This is a genomic window from Janthinobacterium sp. SUN211, assembly GCF_030587315.1.
Taxonomy (GTDB): Bacteria; Pseudomonadota; Gammaproteobacteria; order Burkholderiales; family Burkholderiaceae_D; genus Janthinobacterium; species Janthinobacterium kumbetense.
On record NZ_JAPWIC010000001.1, the window covers coordinates 302,897 to 319,798 of the forward strand.

Here is a 16,902-nt window from a genome sequence, read left to right on the forward strand (position 1 = left end):
GGCCTAGAACAGCTGGGTAGCCGTATAAATCAGCAAGCCGGCCAGGCCGCCCACGACGGTGCCGTTGATGCGGATGAATTGCAGGTCGCGTCCGATGGCCAGTTCGATGCGCTCGCTCATTTCGTCCTTGCTCCACAGGCCCAGGCGGGCGGCGATGAAGGCGCCCACCTCGCCCCGGTAGCGGCGCACCAGCGCGCCGCTGCCGGCGACGATGGCGTCGTTCAGCCATGTCCGCGCAGCCTGGTCCGCGCCCAGTACCTTGCCCGTGTTCTGCGCCAGGCCGGCGATGGCTTGCGCCAGCACGGGCTGGTCGGCATGCAGATCGGCCAGCAGGCGCGCGCGGAGGTGGTTCCAGACGTCGCCCAGCATGGCTTGCACCGTATCGCTGGCGATCAGCTGCAGCTGGTAGCGGCGCACGGTCTCTTGCCACTGCGGGTCGGCCTTCAGGTGCAGCGCGCTGTCGGCGATCCAGCCGGCGATGCGCTGGCGCAGCGGGTGGGCCGGATCGACGCGCACGGCGAGGGCGAATTTCTGCAGCGAGGCGATCATGCGCGGTTCATACGCTTTCACGGCTTTTTTCACCAGCGCGTTCTCGATCTGGAAGGCGCCCAGCACGAAGTCGCCGATGGCGGCGTGGTGGTGCTCTTCGTCCAGGTAGGCGGCGCTGCGGTCGAGCAGGAAGTCCAGCAATTCCTGCGGCTTGCCGTCGGCGATCAGCGCATCGATGCAGTCGGCCGCCACGTCCGACAAATTCAATTGGCCCAGGTAGCTGCTGGCCTGCTCGCGCAGCAGACGCCCCAGTTTGTCGTGGTCGGCCATCGCCAGCAGCTGTCTGGCGACACCGGCGCCGGCCATGCCCAGCTGCCGCGCGTGGGTCTCGTTACCGAGCCAGGCGCCCAGCCGCGCGGCGGGGTCGGCTTGCACGATGCGCTCGGCGATGCCTTGTTCGGTAATGAAATGGTTTTCCACGAAGGCGCCCAGGCTGCGGCCGATGTCCGCCTTGCTGTTCGGGATGATGGCCGTATGCCACAGGGGGATGCCCAGCGGGTGGCGGAACAGGGCGACGACGGCGAACCAGTCGGCGATCGCGCCCACCATGGCCGCTTCGGCAAACGCTTCCACGTAGCCCCAGGCGGGATGGCCGTCCCGCTGCGAGCGGGCCACGGCGAATACCAGCGCGGCCAGCAGCAGCAAGCCGACGGCCAGCCACTGCATGTTGCGCAGGCGCGCGCGTTTGAGCTGGTCCGTGCTCTGGTCCAGCTGTGCGATGAGGTCGGGGGAACGTTGCATGGATGGCGGCCTGCGGTGGTTGCGAGACCGCCATCTTAACTGGGGCAGCGACAGGATATGTCGCTGCAGGGGATTTTTTACTGCGGCGGGTGCAGCAGCGAACGGCGGCGCGCGTAGCCGAAGTAGATGACCAGGCCGATCACCAGCCAGATGGTGAAGGCCACCCAGGTGACCCAGCTGAGGAAGCTCATCAGGCCCACGCACAGGATCACGGCCAGCGCCGGCACGTACGGCACGCCGGGGCAGCGGAAGGCGCGCGGCAGGTCGGGACGCTTCTTGCGCAGCACCACCACGGCAACCGACACCATGGTGAAGGCGGCCAAGGTGCCAATGTTGATCAGCTCAGCCAGGATGTTGAGCGGGATCACGGCGGCGATCAGGCCGAAGACGATGCCGACCAGCCAGGTGGCGAAGAACGGCGTGTGGAAGCGCGGGTGCACGGTGGACAGGCGCTTGGGCAGCAAGCCGTCGCGCGACATGGCGAAGATGATGCGCGTCTGGCCAAACGCCATCACGAGGATCACGGTGGTCATGCCGAGGATGGCGCCCAAGTCGACGAAGCCGGCGATCCAGTTTTCGCCCGCATACTGCAGGGCCAGCGAGACGGGATGGTCGACGCCGAGGAATTTTTGATACGGCACGATGCCCGTCATGATGGCCGAGACGACCACGTACAGCACGGCGCACACGGCCAGCGAGCCGATGATGCCGATCGGCAGGTCGCGCGACGGTTTCTTGACTTCCTCGGCGGCCGAGGTGACGGCGTCAAAGCCGATGAAGGCGAAGAAGACGAGGGCGGCGGCGCTCAACATGCCGTGGTAGCCGAACGGCATGTAGGGCTGCCAGTTGGCTGGCTGCACGTGGCGCGCGCCGAAGATGATAAACAGCAGCACCACGCCCACCTTGATGGCCACCATGATGTTGTTCAGGCGCGCCGATTCGCGCACGCCCCAGCCCAGCATGGCCGTCAGGGCCAGCATGATGACGAGGGCGGGCAGGTTGATGAAGGTGGTCACGCCGGGCAGCGCGCCCGGCGCGGCGGTGAGCGCGACGGGCAGGGTGATGCCAAAGCCCGACAGCAGCGACTGGAAGTAGCCGGACCAGCCGACGGAGACGGCGGCGGCGGCCAGGCCGTATTCGAGCAGCAAGTCCCAGCCTATCATCCAGGCGGCCAGCTCGCCCAGGGTGGCGTAGCTGTAGGTGTAGATGGAGCCGGCCACCGGCACGGTGGAGGCAAATTCCGCGTAGCACAGGGCGGCGAAGCAGCAGGCCACGGCCGCCACGACAAACGACAGCGACAGGGCGGGGCCGGCCGTCAGCGCACCCGTGCCGGTGAGCACGAAAATGCCCGTGCCGACGATGGCGCCGATGCCCATGAGGACAAGGTCGAAGGGCCCCAGCACCTTGGCCAGACCTCCTGGCTTCTTGCTGTGGGCAATCATGTCATCCAAATTCTTGGTTCTAAATAAGCTCACTGTGTCTCCTGGTGGTTTTTGTCATGGCGCCATTGCCGCCTCGTGAGTAGCACGACGCAGCCAGATTCTAGCCCAGGCGGCCAAGATTCCAGAAGGAAAACCGTACTTTGGCGTGCGCGCCAGCCCGGAAGCTTGTCTTGCGGGCAAAAAAAACAGCCCCGGAAGCGGCCGGGGCTGAAAAGGAGACTGCTACAAATGGTTACTTTGGCTTACTTTGAAAAGTGCGCCTCGATCTCTTCCAGTGTCTTGCCTTTGGTCTCCGGCAGCAGGAAGGCCGCCGCCAGGAAGTACAGCACGGTGCAGCCGGCGCCGAAGAAGAACAGCGTCGAATAGCCGTGCAAGCCCACGGTCGGCAGGAAGATGGCGGCGATCACCGTCGAGACGAACTGGTTGACCAGCAGGGCGATGCTCATGCCGTTCGAGCGGATGCGCGTCGGCATCAGCTCGGACAGGGCCAGCCACACGCACACGCCCGGCCCCACGGCAAAGCTGGAAACGAACACGCAGATGGCGATCGCCACCAGCCAGCCGTGCGTGGACGAGGGCACGGGGCCCAGGCTGGCCTTCTCGATGCGCAGCGGCGCCTCGCGCCCGGCGGCCGGGTCGGCGAAGGGGTTCAGGTGCAGCTTGCGGAAGAACACGCCGATCACGCTGTCCGCCTGCACGGCGTCCGCGCGGGCGATCGTCACCTGGCGCAGCACGGGATCGTCGCTGCGCAGGCTTTTCACATTGGTGAACGGGCCGTAGGCGTAGGCGATGGTCAGCTGCTGCGGCGTGCCGTCGGTTGCCGCGCCCAGGGCTGCCAAGGTGGCCGCATCGAGGTGCAAGGCCAGGCTGTCCGCTTGCACTTGCGCCGCGATGGCGGGGCGCACGTCGGCCAGGTGCGCTTCGGCGCCGCGGAACAGCAGGCCGGCCGCCAGCAGCGAGACGACGATGCCGCCCGTGCCCAGCATCAGCAGGAACTTGCGGCCCTTGCGGTCGACCAGCAGCACGGCCACCACCGTCATCACGGCGTTCAGCACCTTCAACAACACGTCCGCCATGTTGGCCGAGGCGCCCGACAGGCCTGCCTGGTTCAAGATATTGACGACGTAGGCGAGGATGGAATTGATGCCCGTCGCCTGGGTGCAGGCGAGGATCAGGCAGGCGAGCAGGAAGGGCAGCACGTAGCGGCGGCTCAGCAGCGGATCCCTGGCCTTGCCGCCGGCCTTGGCCGTATTTTCCGGCGTATCCTGCATCTCGCGCAGTTCGATGTCGGCGTCGGCGGGCAAGCGCGTGCGCAGCAGCGACTGGCGCGCCTGCTCGATGCGGCCCCGTTGCGCCAGCCAGCGTGGCGATTCGGCCAGCAGCAGGGCGCCGACGGTAAACACGAGGCCGGGTGTCAGACAGACCCAGAAGATGCTGCGCCAGGCGTGGTCCTTGGCCGCGAAGATGGCGGCGATGCGGCCCGCTTCCGGCAAGGCTTGCGCCGCCTGCGTGGCCGTTTCCACCGTCTGCGCTTGCAGCAGGCCGATCAGGGCGGCGGCCACCAGGCCGATGGTCAGCAGCAGCTGGAACAGGGCCGCGCCCCGTCCGCGCTGTTGCGCGGGCAGGCATTCGGCCAGGTACAGGGGCACGACGACGCCGATCAAGCCGCCGCTGATGCCTTGCAGCAGACGGCCCAGCAACAGCGGCATGTAGCCGTCGGCCAGCGCGATCAGCGGGATGCTGGCGCTGAACAGGGCGCCGGCCAGGAACATCACCCAGCGCCGGCCCAGCAGATCGGCCAGGGCGCCGGCGAACAGCGACGAGAGCACCGAGCCCAAGAGCACGGCGGCGACAATGAAACTGAGCTGCTGGGCCGTCAGTTTCCAGGCCACCGAGGCCGTCGATTCCAGGTAGGGCAGGGCGCCGGCGATGATGCCGATGTCTATGCCGTACAGCAATCCCCCCATGCCGGCAATAAATAGCAGGTAGCGCATGGCCCACACGGGGGCCTTGTGTGACGTGTCGTGCATGAAAACTCCGGGACGGGGTTGAGGTTGGGGGCTGGGTCTAGAGACTGAATCTAGCGGGTGGAAAGATCGATGGTCGCGCCTTCGACGAAGACGGACACTGGCTGTAATGTGGAATCGAGGACGACGATATCGGCCCAGGCGCCGGGCGCCAGGCGGCCCCGTTCGGATTCGCCCAGGTAGTCGGCCGGGTACAGCGACAAGCGGTTCGAGGCGTCGGCCAGGTCCAGGCCCAGGTCGACGAAGTTGCGCAGGGCCTGGTCCATGGTCAGCACACTGCCGGCCAGCGAACCCGTGGCCAGGCGCACGCAGCCCAGGCATTTGTAGACGCGCTGCGTGCCCAGGCCGTACTCGCCATCGGGCATGCCGGTGGCCGAGGTGGCGTCCGTCACGCCGTACAGGCGGGGGATGGCGCGCAGGGCCGCGCGCAGGGCGCCCTTGGCCACGTGCTGCAGGTCGGGGATGATTTCCGCGTACTCGGCATGCGCCAGCGCGGCGCCCACCATGCCGGGGTCGTAATGCGTCATGCCCGTCATGCCGTTGTACAGGTGGGTAAAGCCGGAAACGCCGGCGTTGAGCGCCGCCACGCCTTCGTCATACGTGCCGGCGCTGTGGCCGATCTGCACGCGGATGCCCATGGCCGCCAGCTGCGGGATCAGTTCCAGATGGCCGGGGATTTCCGGCGCCATGGTGAGCACCTTGATGGGGGCGATGGCGTGGAAGCGCTGCACCAGCGCCAGGCTGGCCTGTACCACGTCGGGCGGCTGCGCGCCCAGGCGGTGCAAATTCAGGAACGGGCCCTCCAGGTGCACGCCCAGCATGCGCGCGCCGTTGGCGGGGCGCTCGGCGATGACGCCGGCCAGGCCTTGCAGGGCGCGCAGGATCGACGGCTCCTTGGCCGTCAGCGTGGTGCCCAGCAAGGCCGTGGTGCCGTGGCGCGCATGCACCTGCGCCACGGTGGCGCCCGCGTCTCCGCCTTCCATGATGTCGACGCCGGCCGCGCCGTGCACGTGCAGGTCGATGAAGCCGGGCAGGATGGTCAGCGCGCTGTCGGCGGCAGGGTCTTCTTGTATCTGGACGATGCGCTGGTCAAAGGTGATGGTGCCCGTGATCCAGCCAGATGGGGTAAGGATTCTGCCGCTCAGCATGTGTTATTCCGCTATAAAAAGTTCGATGCCCAGCTTTTGCAGCCCTTCGCGGTACTCCTGGCTGATGCTGGCATCGGTGATGACGGTATCGACGCGGTCCAGCTGCACGATGCGGTGCAGGCTGACGCGGCCGAACTTCGAGGCGTCCGTGAGGACGATGATTTTCTTGGCCCGTTCCACCATCTTGTGGTTCAGGCTTGCTTCCGCTTCGTGGTGGGTGGTCACGCCAAACTGCAGGTCGAAGCCGTCCACGCCCAGGAACAGCTTGTCGAAGCTGTACGCCTGCAGGCAGGTTTCGGCCTGGCTGCCCTGGATCGACAGCGACTGCTTGCGCAGCAGGCCGCCCGTCAGGATCAGGTCCACGCCGGGCGCATCGGCCAGTTCCCATGCGATGTTCAGGCCATTCGTGGCCACCGTCACGCCCGTCGCATCGCGCAGATGGCGCGCCAGCGAGATGGTGGTGGTGCCCGAGTCGATGATGATGTTGTCGCCCGGTTCCACCAGCCGCGCCGCAAAGGCGCCGATGCGCTCCTTCTGCTCGTGGTTGATGGCGTCCTTCTGGCGTATCGTGTGCTCGGGCGGCGGCGTGCGCGTCAGGGTCGCGCCGCCGTGGCTGCGCGTGGCCATGCCTTGCGCTTCCAGCGCATTCAAGTCGCTGCGGATGGTGACCGCGGACACGCCGAGCTTTTCCACCAGATCGGTCACCTGCACCGAGCCCTGCTGGGCAAGCATTTGGAGGATGGATTCACGGCGTTGGCTGGTATTTCGCATGGTGGCGGGCTCAGTAAAAAATGAAAATACCGAGCTTAACAGATTGCCGCTTCGGCAATGACGGCCACTGCCGCATTGCGGTTGCAGGCGCGCGCATATTGCCCCAGCAAGCTGCCGATCTTGTGCTCGATCAAGGCCGGTGCCTGCGCTTGCAGGCTGCCCTGCACCACGGCCAGGTACTGTTCCGGCAAATGCTGGCTCAGCAGCGGCAGCGGAATGGCCACGGCGTCCAGGTTGGCCAGCAGCTTGCCGACGGCGGCCGCCACTTCCGGCTCGCCCCAGTAATAACGGCAACGGTCGCTCAAGCCGTAGCGGCGCATCAATCGCTGTTCTTCCGGCGTGCCCAGGTAATGCTTGATCCAGTTCTTCGGCTTGGCCACCATCACGTCGTCGAGCACTTGCATCAGCTGCGAGGTGGCGTGCGCCGGCAGCAGTTCTTCCTCGATCTGGCACAGGGCGAACAGCGCCTCGCGCAGGGCGAAGGTGGCGGCCGGGCCCACTTTCAGGATGGCGAAATGGTCGCGCACCATGGCGTGCAGCGCCGTTTCGCGTTGGTAGTCGGTGGAGTGGGCTTCGAACACGAGGCCAGGCTGCTCGGCGACAAAGGCCGACAGCTCGGCGGCGGCATCCGCATCGTAGTGCTGGATGCTGCTCTGGTCGAAATCGACGCCCGGCTGCACCACCATGGCGATGACGCGGCGCCAGGCGCCATGCAGGCCGTTGTCGAGGAAGGCGCGGCGGTGCACGTCTAGGGTGCGGCGCGCCGCTTGCGGGCTGGTGACGGCGCCGGCTTGCGCCAGCGACGCTTCGCCGCCGGGAATCGGCACTTCCGTGCCGATCACGTAGACGGGCGGCGCGAAGCCGGCGGCGGCGGCCGCTTCCTCGGCGACGATGCACAGGCGCGCGGAACGGGCGGCCACGGTTTCATCGTCGAGCTGCAAGGGGTCATCCACGCAGCGCATGCTGCAATCGAGGTGGATCTTGTGGAAACCGGCCGACGCATACGCGGCGATCAGGGTTTCGGCGTGATCCATGGCGGTGGCCGCATCGAGGTGCTGCCATGCGTTCGGACCCAGATGGTCGCCGCCCAGCACCAGGCGGCTGGCGGGGAAGCCCTGTTCGCGGGCCAGTGCCAGCATGGTGTCGCGGAAAACGGCCGGCGTCATGCCCGTGTAGCCGCCGAACTGGTCGACCTGGTTCGAGGTCGCCTCGACCAGCAGCACGGTGTCGTATTCGCTGGCCACGCGCATGGCGGCGCGCAGCACGCTCGGATGGCTGCAGCAGACGGCGTACAGCCCCACGCGCTCGCCGCGGCGGTGCGCCTTGATCACTTGCTGGATCGGGGACAGGGTAAAAGTCGGGTTTTCCGCTTGCTTCATCATGTTGACGCCTTTGTATGTTGTCGTATCAAAAGGGCCGCGCCGCGCGCGCCGCCGGCGTCGCCAAAGCGCGGCGGCAGGATAGGCGGCACGTGCACGCCGGGGAACAGGTGGCGTTTCACCGCGGCCGGCAGCTTGTCGTACAGGTGCGGCAGCTTGGACAAGCCGCCGCCGAGCACGATGACGTGCGGGTCGTAGGCCAGCACCAGGCCAGCCAGCGCGTGGCCCAGCACATCGAGGTGCACGGCGACCGTGCGTTGGGCCACGGCGTCGCCCATGTTGGCGCGCGCTACGATGGCCAGCGGTTCGGCGCCGTCGCCGCCGAAATGCGCGTGGAGCTTGCGCATGGCGGGTCCGGAGACATAGCGTTCCAGGCAGCCCGCCTTGCCGCACGGGCAGGGGTATTCGGCCAGGCCGTGCTGCGCCAGCAGGGTGGCGGGCAGGCTCCAGTGGCCCCATTCGCCGGCCACGCCGTTAAAGCCGCGCAGCAGCTGGCCGCCCACGCAATAGCCGCCGCCGGCGCCCGTGCCGAGGATGGCGCCGAACATGCTGGCGGCATTGTCGGCCGCGCCGCCCTGCGCTTCCGACAGGGCGAAGCACTGGCAATCGTTGCCGATGGCGACAGGGCGCTGCAAGGCTTGCTGCAGCGTTTGCGCCACCAGGCGGCCGTTCAGCGCCGGTACGTTGGAACTGAGCTGGCGTCCGCTGGCGCTGTCGATCACGCCGGGCAAGCCGATGCCGACGGGCGCCGTCGTGCCCAGGGCGGCGTCGCCGCGCGCCACCAGGTCGACGATGGCTTGCACGAAGGCGGCAAAATCGTCGCCCGGCGTGGCCACCCGTTCGCGGAACACCTCGGCCAGCGCGCCGTCGCGGTCGGCAAAGGCGACCAGCTCCATCTTGCTGCCGCCGATGTCGATGCCGTGGTAGCCGGCGGTGCGATTAGAATTGGTCATGGCCATAGATGGTGACGCCCTGCACGACACGGTTGACGATGCCGCCGGCGAATGGATTGTCGGGGCGCAGTTGCAGCAGCGCGGACTGGTGCAGCGCATATTGCTGCGCCATCAGCAGCCACAATGGCGCCAGCCAGGCGTCTGGCCAGGCCAGCGCATCGGCCGCTAAGTTGGCAGATAAGTCGCCGCCGATGCCCACCGTCAGGCAGCGCTGCGCCACGCTGTCGCGCTGCAGTTCCTTCAATAAATCGTCTTCGTACTGGCGCGCCAGCGGCTTGCTGCTGCGCAGCAGGATCACCAGCGACTCCGTGGTGACGGCCGACTTCGGGCCGTGGCGGAAGCCCAGCGCGGTATTCGCCATCGCCATCACGCGGCCGCCCGTCAATTCCAGGATTTTCAGGGCCGCTTCCTTGGCCAGCGCTTCCAGCGGGCCGCTGCCCAGGTAGACGACGCGCTGCACGGGAGTCGAGCCCAGGTCCGCCACGGGGGCCGACCAGTCGCGCAAGGCTTGCTCGCCCAGCTGCGCCAGGGTGTCCAGACGCTGCAAATCCGTGTCCTTGCCCAGCACCGACAGGGCCGCCAGCAGCATGCTGGTAAAGCTGCTGGTCATGGCGAAGCCGCGGTCGCAGCTGCCTTCCGGCATCAGCAGGTTATAGGTGTTGCCGTCGTTGGCGCCCTGGCTCGCCAGCTTGCCGTCGGCGTTGCAGGTGATGTTCAGGAAGCGCGCGCCGGGCACGACTTGGCGCAGCAGTTCCACGGCCGCCAGGCTTTCCGGGCTGTCGCCGCTGCGGGCAAACGAGACGAGCAGGGTGGGCGCATCCGCTTCCAGGTACAGCTCGTGATGCGTCAGGAGGGTGGTGGTGGCGATGGCGCGGATCTGCGCAGGCCAGGCCGCGTTCAGGGTATCGACGACGATTTCGCCCACATAGGCCGAGCTGCCGGCGCCCGTCAGGATGACGCGTTGCTGCGGATTGGACAGCGCGTCGCCCAGGAAGGCGGCCAGGATGGCTTGCTCGTTGCGCAAAATGCCGGACAGCGCGCGCCAGATGGCTGGCTGGTGGGCGATTTCCTCGGCCGTGTGCAGGCCGCCGATGTCGCGCCAGGTTTGAATGTCACGCTGAAGAAGGGTAGTCATGGAGTGTCAGTAAAGTGTTTGTTGGAGAAAGCATAAATACTAAATTTCGAAAAGTCAAATACGAAAGTAAAACGAAAGTAAATTTTTAATAGACTTGCGAAATTGTGTCGTTTTAACGGTGTGATAGTGTGCTGCAGTGCAGCGTGAAAGCGTGTGGCGGCGCGGCCTGTCGCTGAAATGCGACGATAACGGAAGTATGTATCGTAATTTTTTAGTAAAACGTAAGATAAATGAGCTGATTTTAGGTATTTTATTAATAAATTGGTGTCAAAACTTTCTTTTGGTTGACGATATTTATTTTTCTTCTTAAAGTAATTTAATTGAATTACTTCTGAAAGCCAGCCGATGAAACCTCTCCCGCTTCCCCGCCGCCTCCTTGCCGCCTGTGTCCTCGCCGCTCTTGCCACTCTGTCTGCGCCTGGCTTGCAGGCCGCGACCATCGGCAATCTGCAGTCGCTCTCCGCCGTGCACCCGGTCGACGTGGCCAAGGGCGAGGCCGTGGGTTGGGAGGTGCGCAGCGATACGGGCATGCAGCTGCGTATCAGCCTGCCGCAGGCGGACGTGCTGCGCATCCAGGCGGGCGGCAAGGGAGGCTTGACGGGGCCCGGCGACAAGGCCGCGCCCATCGTCGTCGGCCAGCCTGCCGCGCAGGTGGCGTACCAGATCGACGAACAGCCCGGCCATATCCTGATCGGCACCGAGGCCCTGAGCCTGCGCATCGACCGCAAACCGCTGCGCTTTACCCTGTTCCGCAAGGGCGATGCGGTGCCCCTGTGGCGCGAAGTGCAGCCGCTGTCGCTCGACGACAAGCAGGGCGTGCAGGTGCTTTCCAGCCTGCCCGGCGAACGATACTTTGGCGGCGGCCAGCAGAATGGCCGCTTCGAATTCAAGGGCAAGCAGGTGCCCGTGTCGTATTCGGGCGGCTGGGAAGAGGGCGACCGGCCGAATCCCGCGCCATTTCTCATGAGTTCACGGGGCTGGGGCATGCTGCGCAATACCTGGTCCGACGGGAACTACGACTTGCGCGACAAGGAACAGATCTCGCTGCAGCACGCGGAAGGCCGCTATGACGCGTATTTCTTCGTCGGCAAGGACTTGCGCGACGTCGTCGCCCGTTACACGGACTTGACGGGCCGCGCCCGCATGCTGCCCCGCTGGGCGCTGGAGTACGGTGACGCCGATTGCTACAACGATGGCGACAACGTGAAAAAGCCCGGTTCCGTGCCGAAGGGCTGGACGGATGGCCCGACCGGCAAGACGCCGGACGTGGTCGAAACCGTGGCGCGCCAATACCGCGAACACGACATGCCGGGCGGCTGGATTTTGCCCAACGACGGCTATGGCTGCGGCTACACGAATTTGCCGGAAACCGTGAAGGGACTGGCCGGGTATGGCTTCCGCACGGGCCTGTGGACGGAAAACGGCGTCGACAAAATCGCCTGGGAAGTGGGCCAGGCGGGCAGCCGCGTGCAAAAGCTGGACGTGGCGTGGACGGGCAAGGGCTACCAGTTCGCCATGGATGCGAACAAGTCGGCCTACGACGGCATCCTGAACAACTCCGACAGCCGTCCGTTCCTGTGGACGGTGATGGGCTGGGCCGGCATCCAGCGCTACGCCGTGGCGTGGACGGGCGACCAGAGCGCCAGCTGGGACTACATCCGCTGGCACATCCCGACCCTGATCGGCTCGGGCCTGTCGGGCCAGGCGTATGCGTCCGGCGACGTGGACGCCATCTTTGGCGGCAGCCCGGAAACCTATCTGCGCGATTTGCAGTGGAAAAGCTTTACGCCCGTCCTGATGGGCATGTCCGGCTGGGCCGCGGCCGAGCGCAAGCATCCGTGGTGGTTCGAGCAGCCGTACCGCGACATCAACCGACGCTACTTGAAACTCAAGATGCGTTTGACGCCGTATATGTACACGTTGGTGCGCGAAGCGGAGCAATCGGGCGCGCCGCTGGTGCGGGGCCTGATGTGGGACTATCCGCAAGACCCGGCCGCCTACACGGAAGCCTATAAATACCAGTTCCTCCTGGGCCGCGACGTGCTGGTGGCGCCCGTCTACCGCAGCCAGGCCGTCAGCGGCGGCTGGCGCAAGGGCATCCACCTGCCGCAGGGCACGTGGTACGACTACTGGGACGGCAGCCAGGCCACGGCGGACGCGAAAGGGCGCGACCTGGACATGCAGGTCACGCTGGACAAGCTGCCCGTGTTCGTGCGGGCCGGCGCCATCCTGCCCATGTATCCGGAAATGCTGTATGACGGCCAGAAGCCGAAGGACCAGCTGACCCTCGATATCTACCCGCATGGCGACTCTGAATACACCCTGTATGAAGACGACGGCAACACGCGCCAGTACCAGGGCGGCGCCTTCAGCCAGCAAGTCATCCGCATGCGCCAGACGGGCGGCGATGTGCAGGTCGACATCGGCGCCGTCGATGGCCAGTACCAGGGCCAGGAAGCGCGCCGCGGCTATGCGCTGCGCATGCTGGCGGGCCAGGCACCGGCCGCCGTGCGGGCCGGCGAACGGCTGATCGCGGCGTTCGTCGACCACGCTGCCTACGACAAGGCGTTTGATGCCTGGTATTTCGACGCTGCCGACCGCCAGGGCACCCTGCACGTGAAGGTGGCGGCGCAGGATATCCGCCAGGCCTTGACCTTGCAAGTGGCCGGTGCGCTGGCCGTGGCGAGAGTCGACGCCGATTTCCCGGCCGCACCCGTGCCGGGCCGCGCCTTGCCGGCCGACGCCATGCAGGTGGTGGGACGTCCCTTTGAGGAAAATGGCTATCCGCTGGAAAACGCCTTCGACGGCAAGCCGGAGACGTGGTTCCGCACCGTGCGCAGCCCGTCCGTGAAGAGCGGGCCGCACGAATGGGTGATCGGCTTTACGGAACGGCGCCTGGTCGACGGCATCGAACTGGCGCCGCGCAACGACCAGCACTGGAAGCATGGGCAGGTGCGCGACTATGAAATCTACATCGGCGACAACAATGGCGAATGGGGCGCACCCCTGCAGCGCGGCACCCTGAAACTGGAACAGGGCACGCAGACGATCAGTTTCCCTGCCACGGCCGGGCGCCTGCTGCGCTTCCGCGTGATGAGCACGCAAAATCCGGAAGGCGATGGCGCGGCGTCCACCGACCCGATGGTCACGGCGGCGCAAGGCGCACCGGTGGCGCGCGCGTTCGATGCGGCGCTGGCGACCGACGTGGCGCCCGTCACCCTGTCCGAATTCCGCGTGCTCGAGCACCGCGTGGCCGAAGGCGAGGAGGTGCAGCGCTATCTGTCGGACCTGGCGCTGCCGAAGCATATCGCGAAAGACAGGCCAGCCGGCAAGGCGGCCGAGATGCGCATGAACGGGCTGTGGTTCCGCAAGGGCCTCGGCGTGGGACCTGCCAGCCGCATCGACTTGCAGCTGGCGGGCAACTGGAATCTGCTGCGCGCCGACCTGGGCGTGGACGATAGCTGCCGCAGCGCGGGCGGCCTGCAATTCCAGGTCTGGAGCGGCGAGCGGCTGTTGTATGACAGCGGCCTGGTCACGGCTCCCGGGGTGGTCAAACCCGAAATCGACGTGCGCGGCCTGAGCCAGCTCAGTCTGCGCACCCTGGGCGCGCGCGGCGCCCAGCCAGCCCAGGTCTGCGGCAACTGGGCCAATGCCGTACTCACGGGCACGGAGGGCGCGACCGTCAAGCCGCGCTAAGCACCCTTCAATTATTTCACTAAGAACGAGCCCCTCTTCGGACCGGGGAGGGGCTCTTGCAACCTGACGAAAACAAATCACTGATAAAAAGGGAGATGGGAATGCACTTGAAAAAACTGATGGCCGCCATGGTGGCGGTGGGGCTGGCATCGACGGCGCTGGCAGCCGACGAGGAAAAACTGGCGCGCGTCGAAGTGACGGGGTCCAGCCTGAAGCGCATCAACGCGGAAACGGCGTCGCCGGTGCAGGTGATCAACGCCAAGCAGATCGAGAACATGGGCGCGCTCACCTTGCTGCAAGTGCTCGACAACCTGCCGGCCGCCCGTCCGGCGCAGCAGGACTTCCGTTCGATGTTCACGGGGTCCGATGGCGGTTCGCAGGCGAACCTGCGCGGCCTCGGTGCGCAGGGCACGCTGGTGCTGTTGAATGGCCGCCGCCTGTCGTTCTATGGCGCGCCGGCCGGCTTCCAGACCATGTTCGTCAATATCGACGCCATTCCCGCCGCCGCCATCGAGCGCATGGAAATTTTGACGGACGGCGCGTCGGCCGTGTATGGCTCCGATGCCGTGGCCGGTGTCATCAACGTGATCACCAAGAAGTCGTATCAGGGGCTGGAAGCGCGCGCCAACGGCGAGTTTTCGCCCAGCGTGAAATCCTATGGCGAGCGCCAGGCCAGCGTGCTGTATGGCCTGGGCGACCTGGCCAACGACGGCTACAACATCTACGGTTCCGTGAACGTTTACCAGCGCGACCGCATCGCGCTGGCCGATACCTGGCAGAAGCGTCCCGCGTATTTTTATGCGAATAATCCCAACTTCATCCCGAACATGCGCGTGGGCGTCGGCAGCGAACCGGGCACGATGAACCCCGGAACCTTCTTTGTCTTCGACAAGGCCAACAACAATGCCCGCACCCAGCGCGCCGCGCCTGGCTGCAACACCAGCATCACGGAAGCGTCGGGCACGCGCTGCGTGTGGAATGCGCTGCCCAACCAGCTCGACACGGGGCCTACCTCGGAGCGGGCCACGGCGTATCTGAGCGGCCGGCTGAAACTGGGCGGCGACCTGGAAGCGTTCGCGGAGGGCGCCTTCACCCACATCAAGATGCGCGGCGAAAACGGTCCGTCCAGCTTCAACAGCGGCAGCACGAACAACTGGTTCGCCCGCAACACGGGCAATACCCTGAACACCTTCGCCACGCCTTTCCTGAGTCCCAACAACGTCTACCTGAAAGGCAAGCTCGATGCCGACATGGTGGCCAAGATGGGCGGTGCGGCCGGCTTGAACTACCTGCTGCAGGATGCGACGGGCCACTTCGGCCAGAAGAACGTCGATGAAAACTACCGCGCGCTCGTCGGCCTGCGCGGCAGCATCGGCGGCGGCTGGGATTTTGAAACGGCGCTCAGCGTGGCGGGCAGCCATTCCACCTTGTTCCAGACGGCGAACATCAACATCAAGGGTTTTGAACAGGCATTCGGCCCGTTCACGAAAGACTCCGTCAGCGGCCGCACGTTTATTTCGGACAATCCCGCCTACAAGTTCGGCGAAATCAGCGAGGCCAATGCGGCGCTGCTGCGCAGCGCCTACCCCACCTTCGCCATCGAATCGTGGACCAAGCTGATGACCTGGGATGCGAAGCTGGAAGGCACCCTGTTCAAGCTGGGCGAGCGCGAAGTGCGCGCCGCCGTGGGCACCAACGTCATGCGCGAGAGTTTTCTCACGCCCGGCAACACGGATGCGGCCAATGGCCTGATCACGCAGCAGGGCGGTTCCTGGTTCGATGGCCGGCGCACCATCGCCGCCGTGTTTGGCGAGGTGGTGGTGCCGCTCAGCGACACTCTGGAAGTGAATGCGGCCGCGCGCCTGGACAAATATCCGCATTTCGCCGCCAACCTGGCGCCCAAGCTGGGCGTGATCTGGCGCGCGCGGCCCGACCTGATGCTGCGCGGGACGTATTCCGAAGGCTTCCGCGCGCCCAACCTGGCCGAATCGGGCACGGGCGGCGTCTTTGCGCAGGTGGGCGGCATCCGCGACACGGTGCGCTGCGATGAAACGAATGCCATGGCGCGCGCGCTGATGAAGTCCAAGGTGGCGACGGATGCGGACCTGGGCAAGAGCCTGCTCAATTCGAATTGCTCCACGACGGTGGGCGGCCTGACGCCGCCGAACCAGAACCTGCGTCCGGAAAAGGCCAAGATTTCCACCGTCGGTCTGGTGCTGCAGCCGGCCAAGGACGTGAGCATCTCCATCGATTACTGGTTCATCAACCGCCGTGACGAAATCGTGCGCCAGGACTTCAACGAGCTGTTTACGGAACTGGTGGACAAATACGGTCCGACCCTGGCCGGCACGCCCAGCGCCATCCGCAATGACCTGACCGACGCGGACCGTGGCAATGTGGCTGCGGTGGCGGCCATGTGCGCGAATCCCGCCAACGCGGGCGTGTGCGCGGGCGGCGTGCCCGGCTATTCGGTGGGCAACCTGGGCGGCTTGATCAACTCGTATTCGAACCGTGGCCGCACCCTGATGGACGGCGTCGACATCGATGCGCGCACGCGCTTTTCGCTGGGAGACATGGGCAAGCTGAGCACGGGCATTGCGGCCACCATCCGCAAGCGCGACACCCACGACAGCGAAGACGGCAGCGACATCAAGGGCAACACCGTCGGCTACTACGATTCGCCGCGCTACAGCGCCACCGTCAACGCCGACTGGAGCTACCGCAACTTCGTCAGCAGCGTCTTCATCAACTACTCGGGCAAGACGCGCTGGGCGTATGGCCCCTGGGACAAGGACAACACGCCGGAAAACTGCACCGCCGCCTCCGTGGCGCTGCCGGCCGGCCAGTGCAAGGGCGCGCCGTCGTACACGACGGTGAACCTGGCGTTCAGCTGGAAGCCGATCAAGCACCTGGACGTGGGCCTGAACGTGAAAAACGCGTTCAACAAGCAGCCGTACTACGACCCGAACGGCTGGGAAGGCTACAACCATAGTCAGGACCTGTTCGGCCGCCAGTTTGCCCTGTCGGCCAGCTACAAGTTCTTTTAAGGCGTGACACTGCC

The 16,902-nt window shown here is 65.9% G+C and carries 10 protein-coding genes; 2 read left to right on the forward strand and 8 right to left on the reverse strand.

All coding sequences use genetic code 11. The features are described 5' to 3' along the window. Window positions 1-3: 3 nt before the first annotated feature. The 8 genes from O3301_RS01270 to O3301_RS01305 all read right to left on the reverse strand — a co-directional run bounded on the left by O3301_RS01270 (window position 4) and on the right by O3301_RS01305 (window position 10,145). Window positions 4-1,290, reverse strand: coding sequence for a DUF445 domain-containing protein (locus O3301_RS01270; RefSeq protein ID WP_305055264.1), 1,287 nt, complete (start codon window positions 1,288-1,290; stop codon window positions 4-6). A 77-nt stretch (window positions 1,291-1,367) separates the two neighbouring features. Beyond that, window positions 1,368-2,765, reverse strand: a complete 1,398-nt coding sequence (locus O3301_RS01275) for an amino acid permease (protein WP_305051735.1) — start codon at window positions 2,763-2,765, stop codon at window positions 1,368-1,370. 209 nt (window positions 2,766-2,974) lie between these two features. Further along, window positions 2,975-4,762: an MFS transporter gene (locus O3301_RS01280; RefSeq protein ID WP_305055265.1), complete on the reverse strand. Its 1,788-nt coding sequence runs from the start codon at window positions 4,760-4,762 to the stop codon at window positions 2,975-2,977. 50 nt (window positions 4,763-4,812) lie between these two features. Then, complete coding sequence (locus O3301_RS01285; protein WP_305055266.1) at window positions 4,813-5,907, reverse strand: N-acetylglucosamine-6-phosphate deacetylase; 1,095 nt, start codon at window positions 5,905-5,907, stop codon at window positions 4,813-4,815. 3 nt (window positions 5,908-5,910) lie between these two features. Then, entirely contained in the window at window positions 5,911-6,678 is a 768-nt protein-coding gene (locus O3301_RS01290) for a DeoR family transcriptional regulator (protein WP_285817020.1), read from the reverse strand. 35 nt (window positions 6,679-6,713) lie between these two features. After that, window positions 6,714-8,057 carry a D-tagatose-bisphosphate aldolase, class II, non-catalytic subunit gene (locus O3301_RS01295; protein ID WP_305055829.1) on the reverse strand — a complete coding sequence of 448 codons (1,344 nt, stop codon included), beginning with the start codon at window positions 8,055-8,057 and terminating at the stop codon, window positions 6,714-6,716. Next, the gene (locus O3301_RS01300) at window positions 8,057-9,010 is read right to left on the reverse strand and encodes an ROK family protein (RefSeq protein WP_305055267.1); all 954 of its coding nucleotides are present in this window, start codon (window positions 9,008-9,010) and stop codon (window positions 8,057-8,059) included. The genes O3301_RS01295 and O3301_RS01300 overlap by 1 nt, the downstream gene beginning before the upstream one ends. Then, entirely contained in the window at window positions 8,997-10,145 is a 1,149-nt protein-coding gene (locus tag O3301_RS01305) for an SIS domain-containing protein (protein WP_289915345.1), read from the reverse strand. The genes O3301_RS01300 and O3301_RS01305 overlap by 14 nt, the downstream gene beginning before the upstream one ends. 345 nt (window positions 10,146-10,490) lie before the next feature. Between O3301_RS01305 and O3301_RS01310 the strand changes: the two genes are divergently transcribed. Continuing rightward, window positions 10,491-13,841: a TIM-barrel domain-containing protein gene (locus O3301_RS01310; protein WP_305055268.1), complete on the forward strand. Its 3,351-nt coding sequence runs from the start codon at window positions 10,491-10,493 to the stop codon at window positions 13,839-13,841. 101 nt (window positions 13,842-13,942) lie between these two features. Further along, the gene (locus O3301_RS01315; RefSeq protein ID WP_305055269.1) at window positions 13,943-16,888 is read left to right on the forward strand and encodes a TonB-dependent siderophore receptor; all 2,946 of its coding nucleotides are present in this window, start codon (window positions 13,943-13,945) and stop codon (window positions 16,886-16,888) included. Window positions 16,889-16,902: the final 14 nt, after the last annotated feature.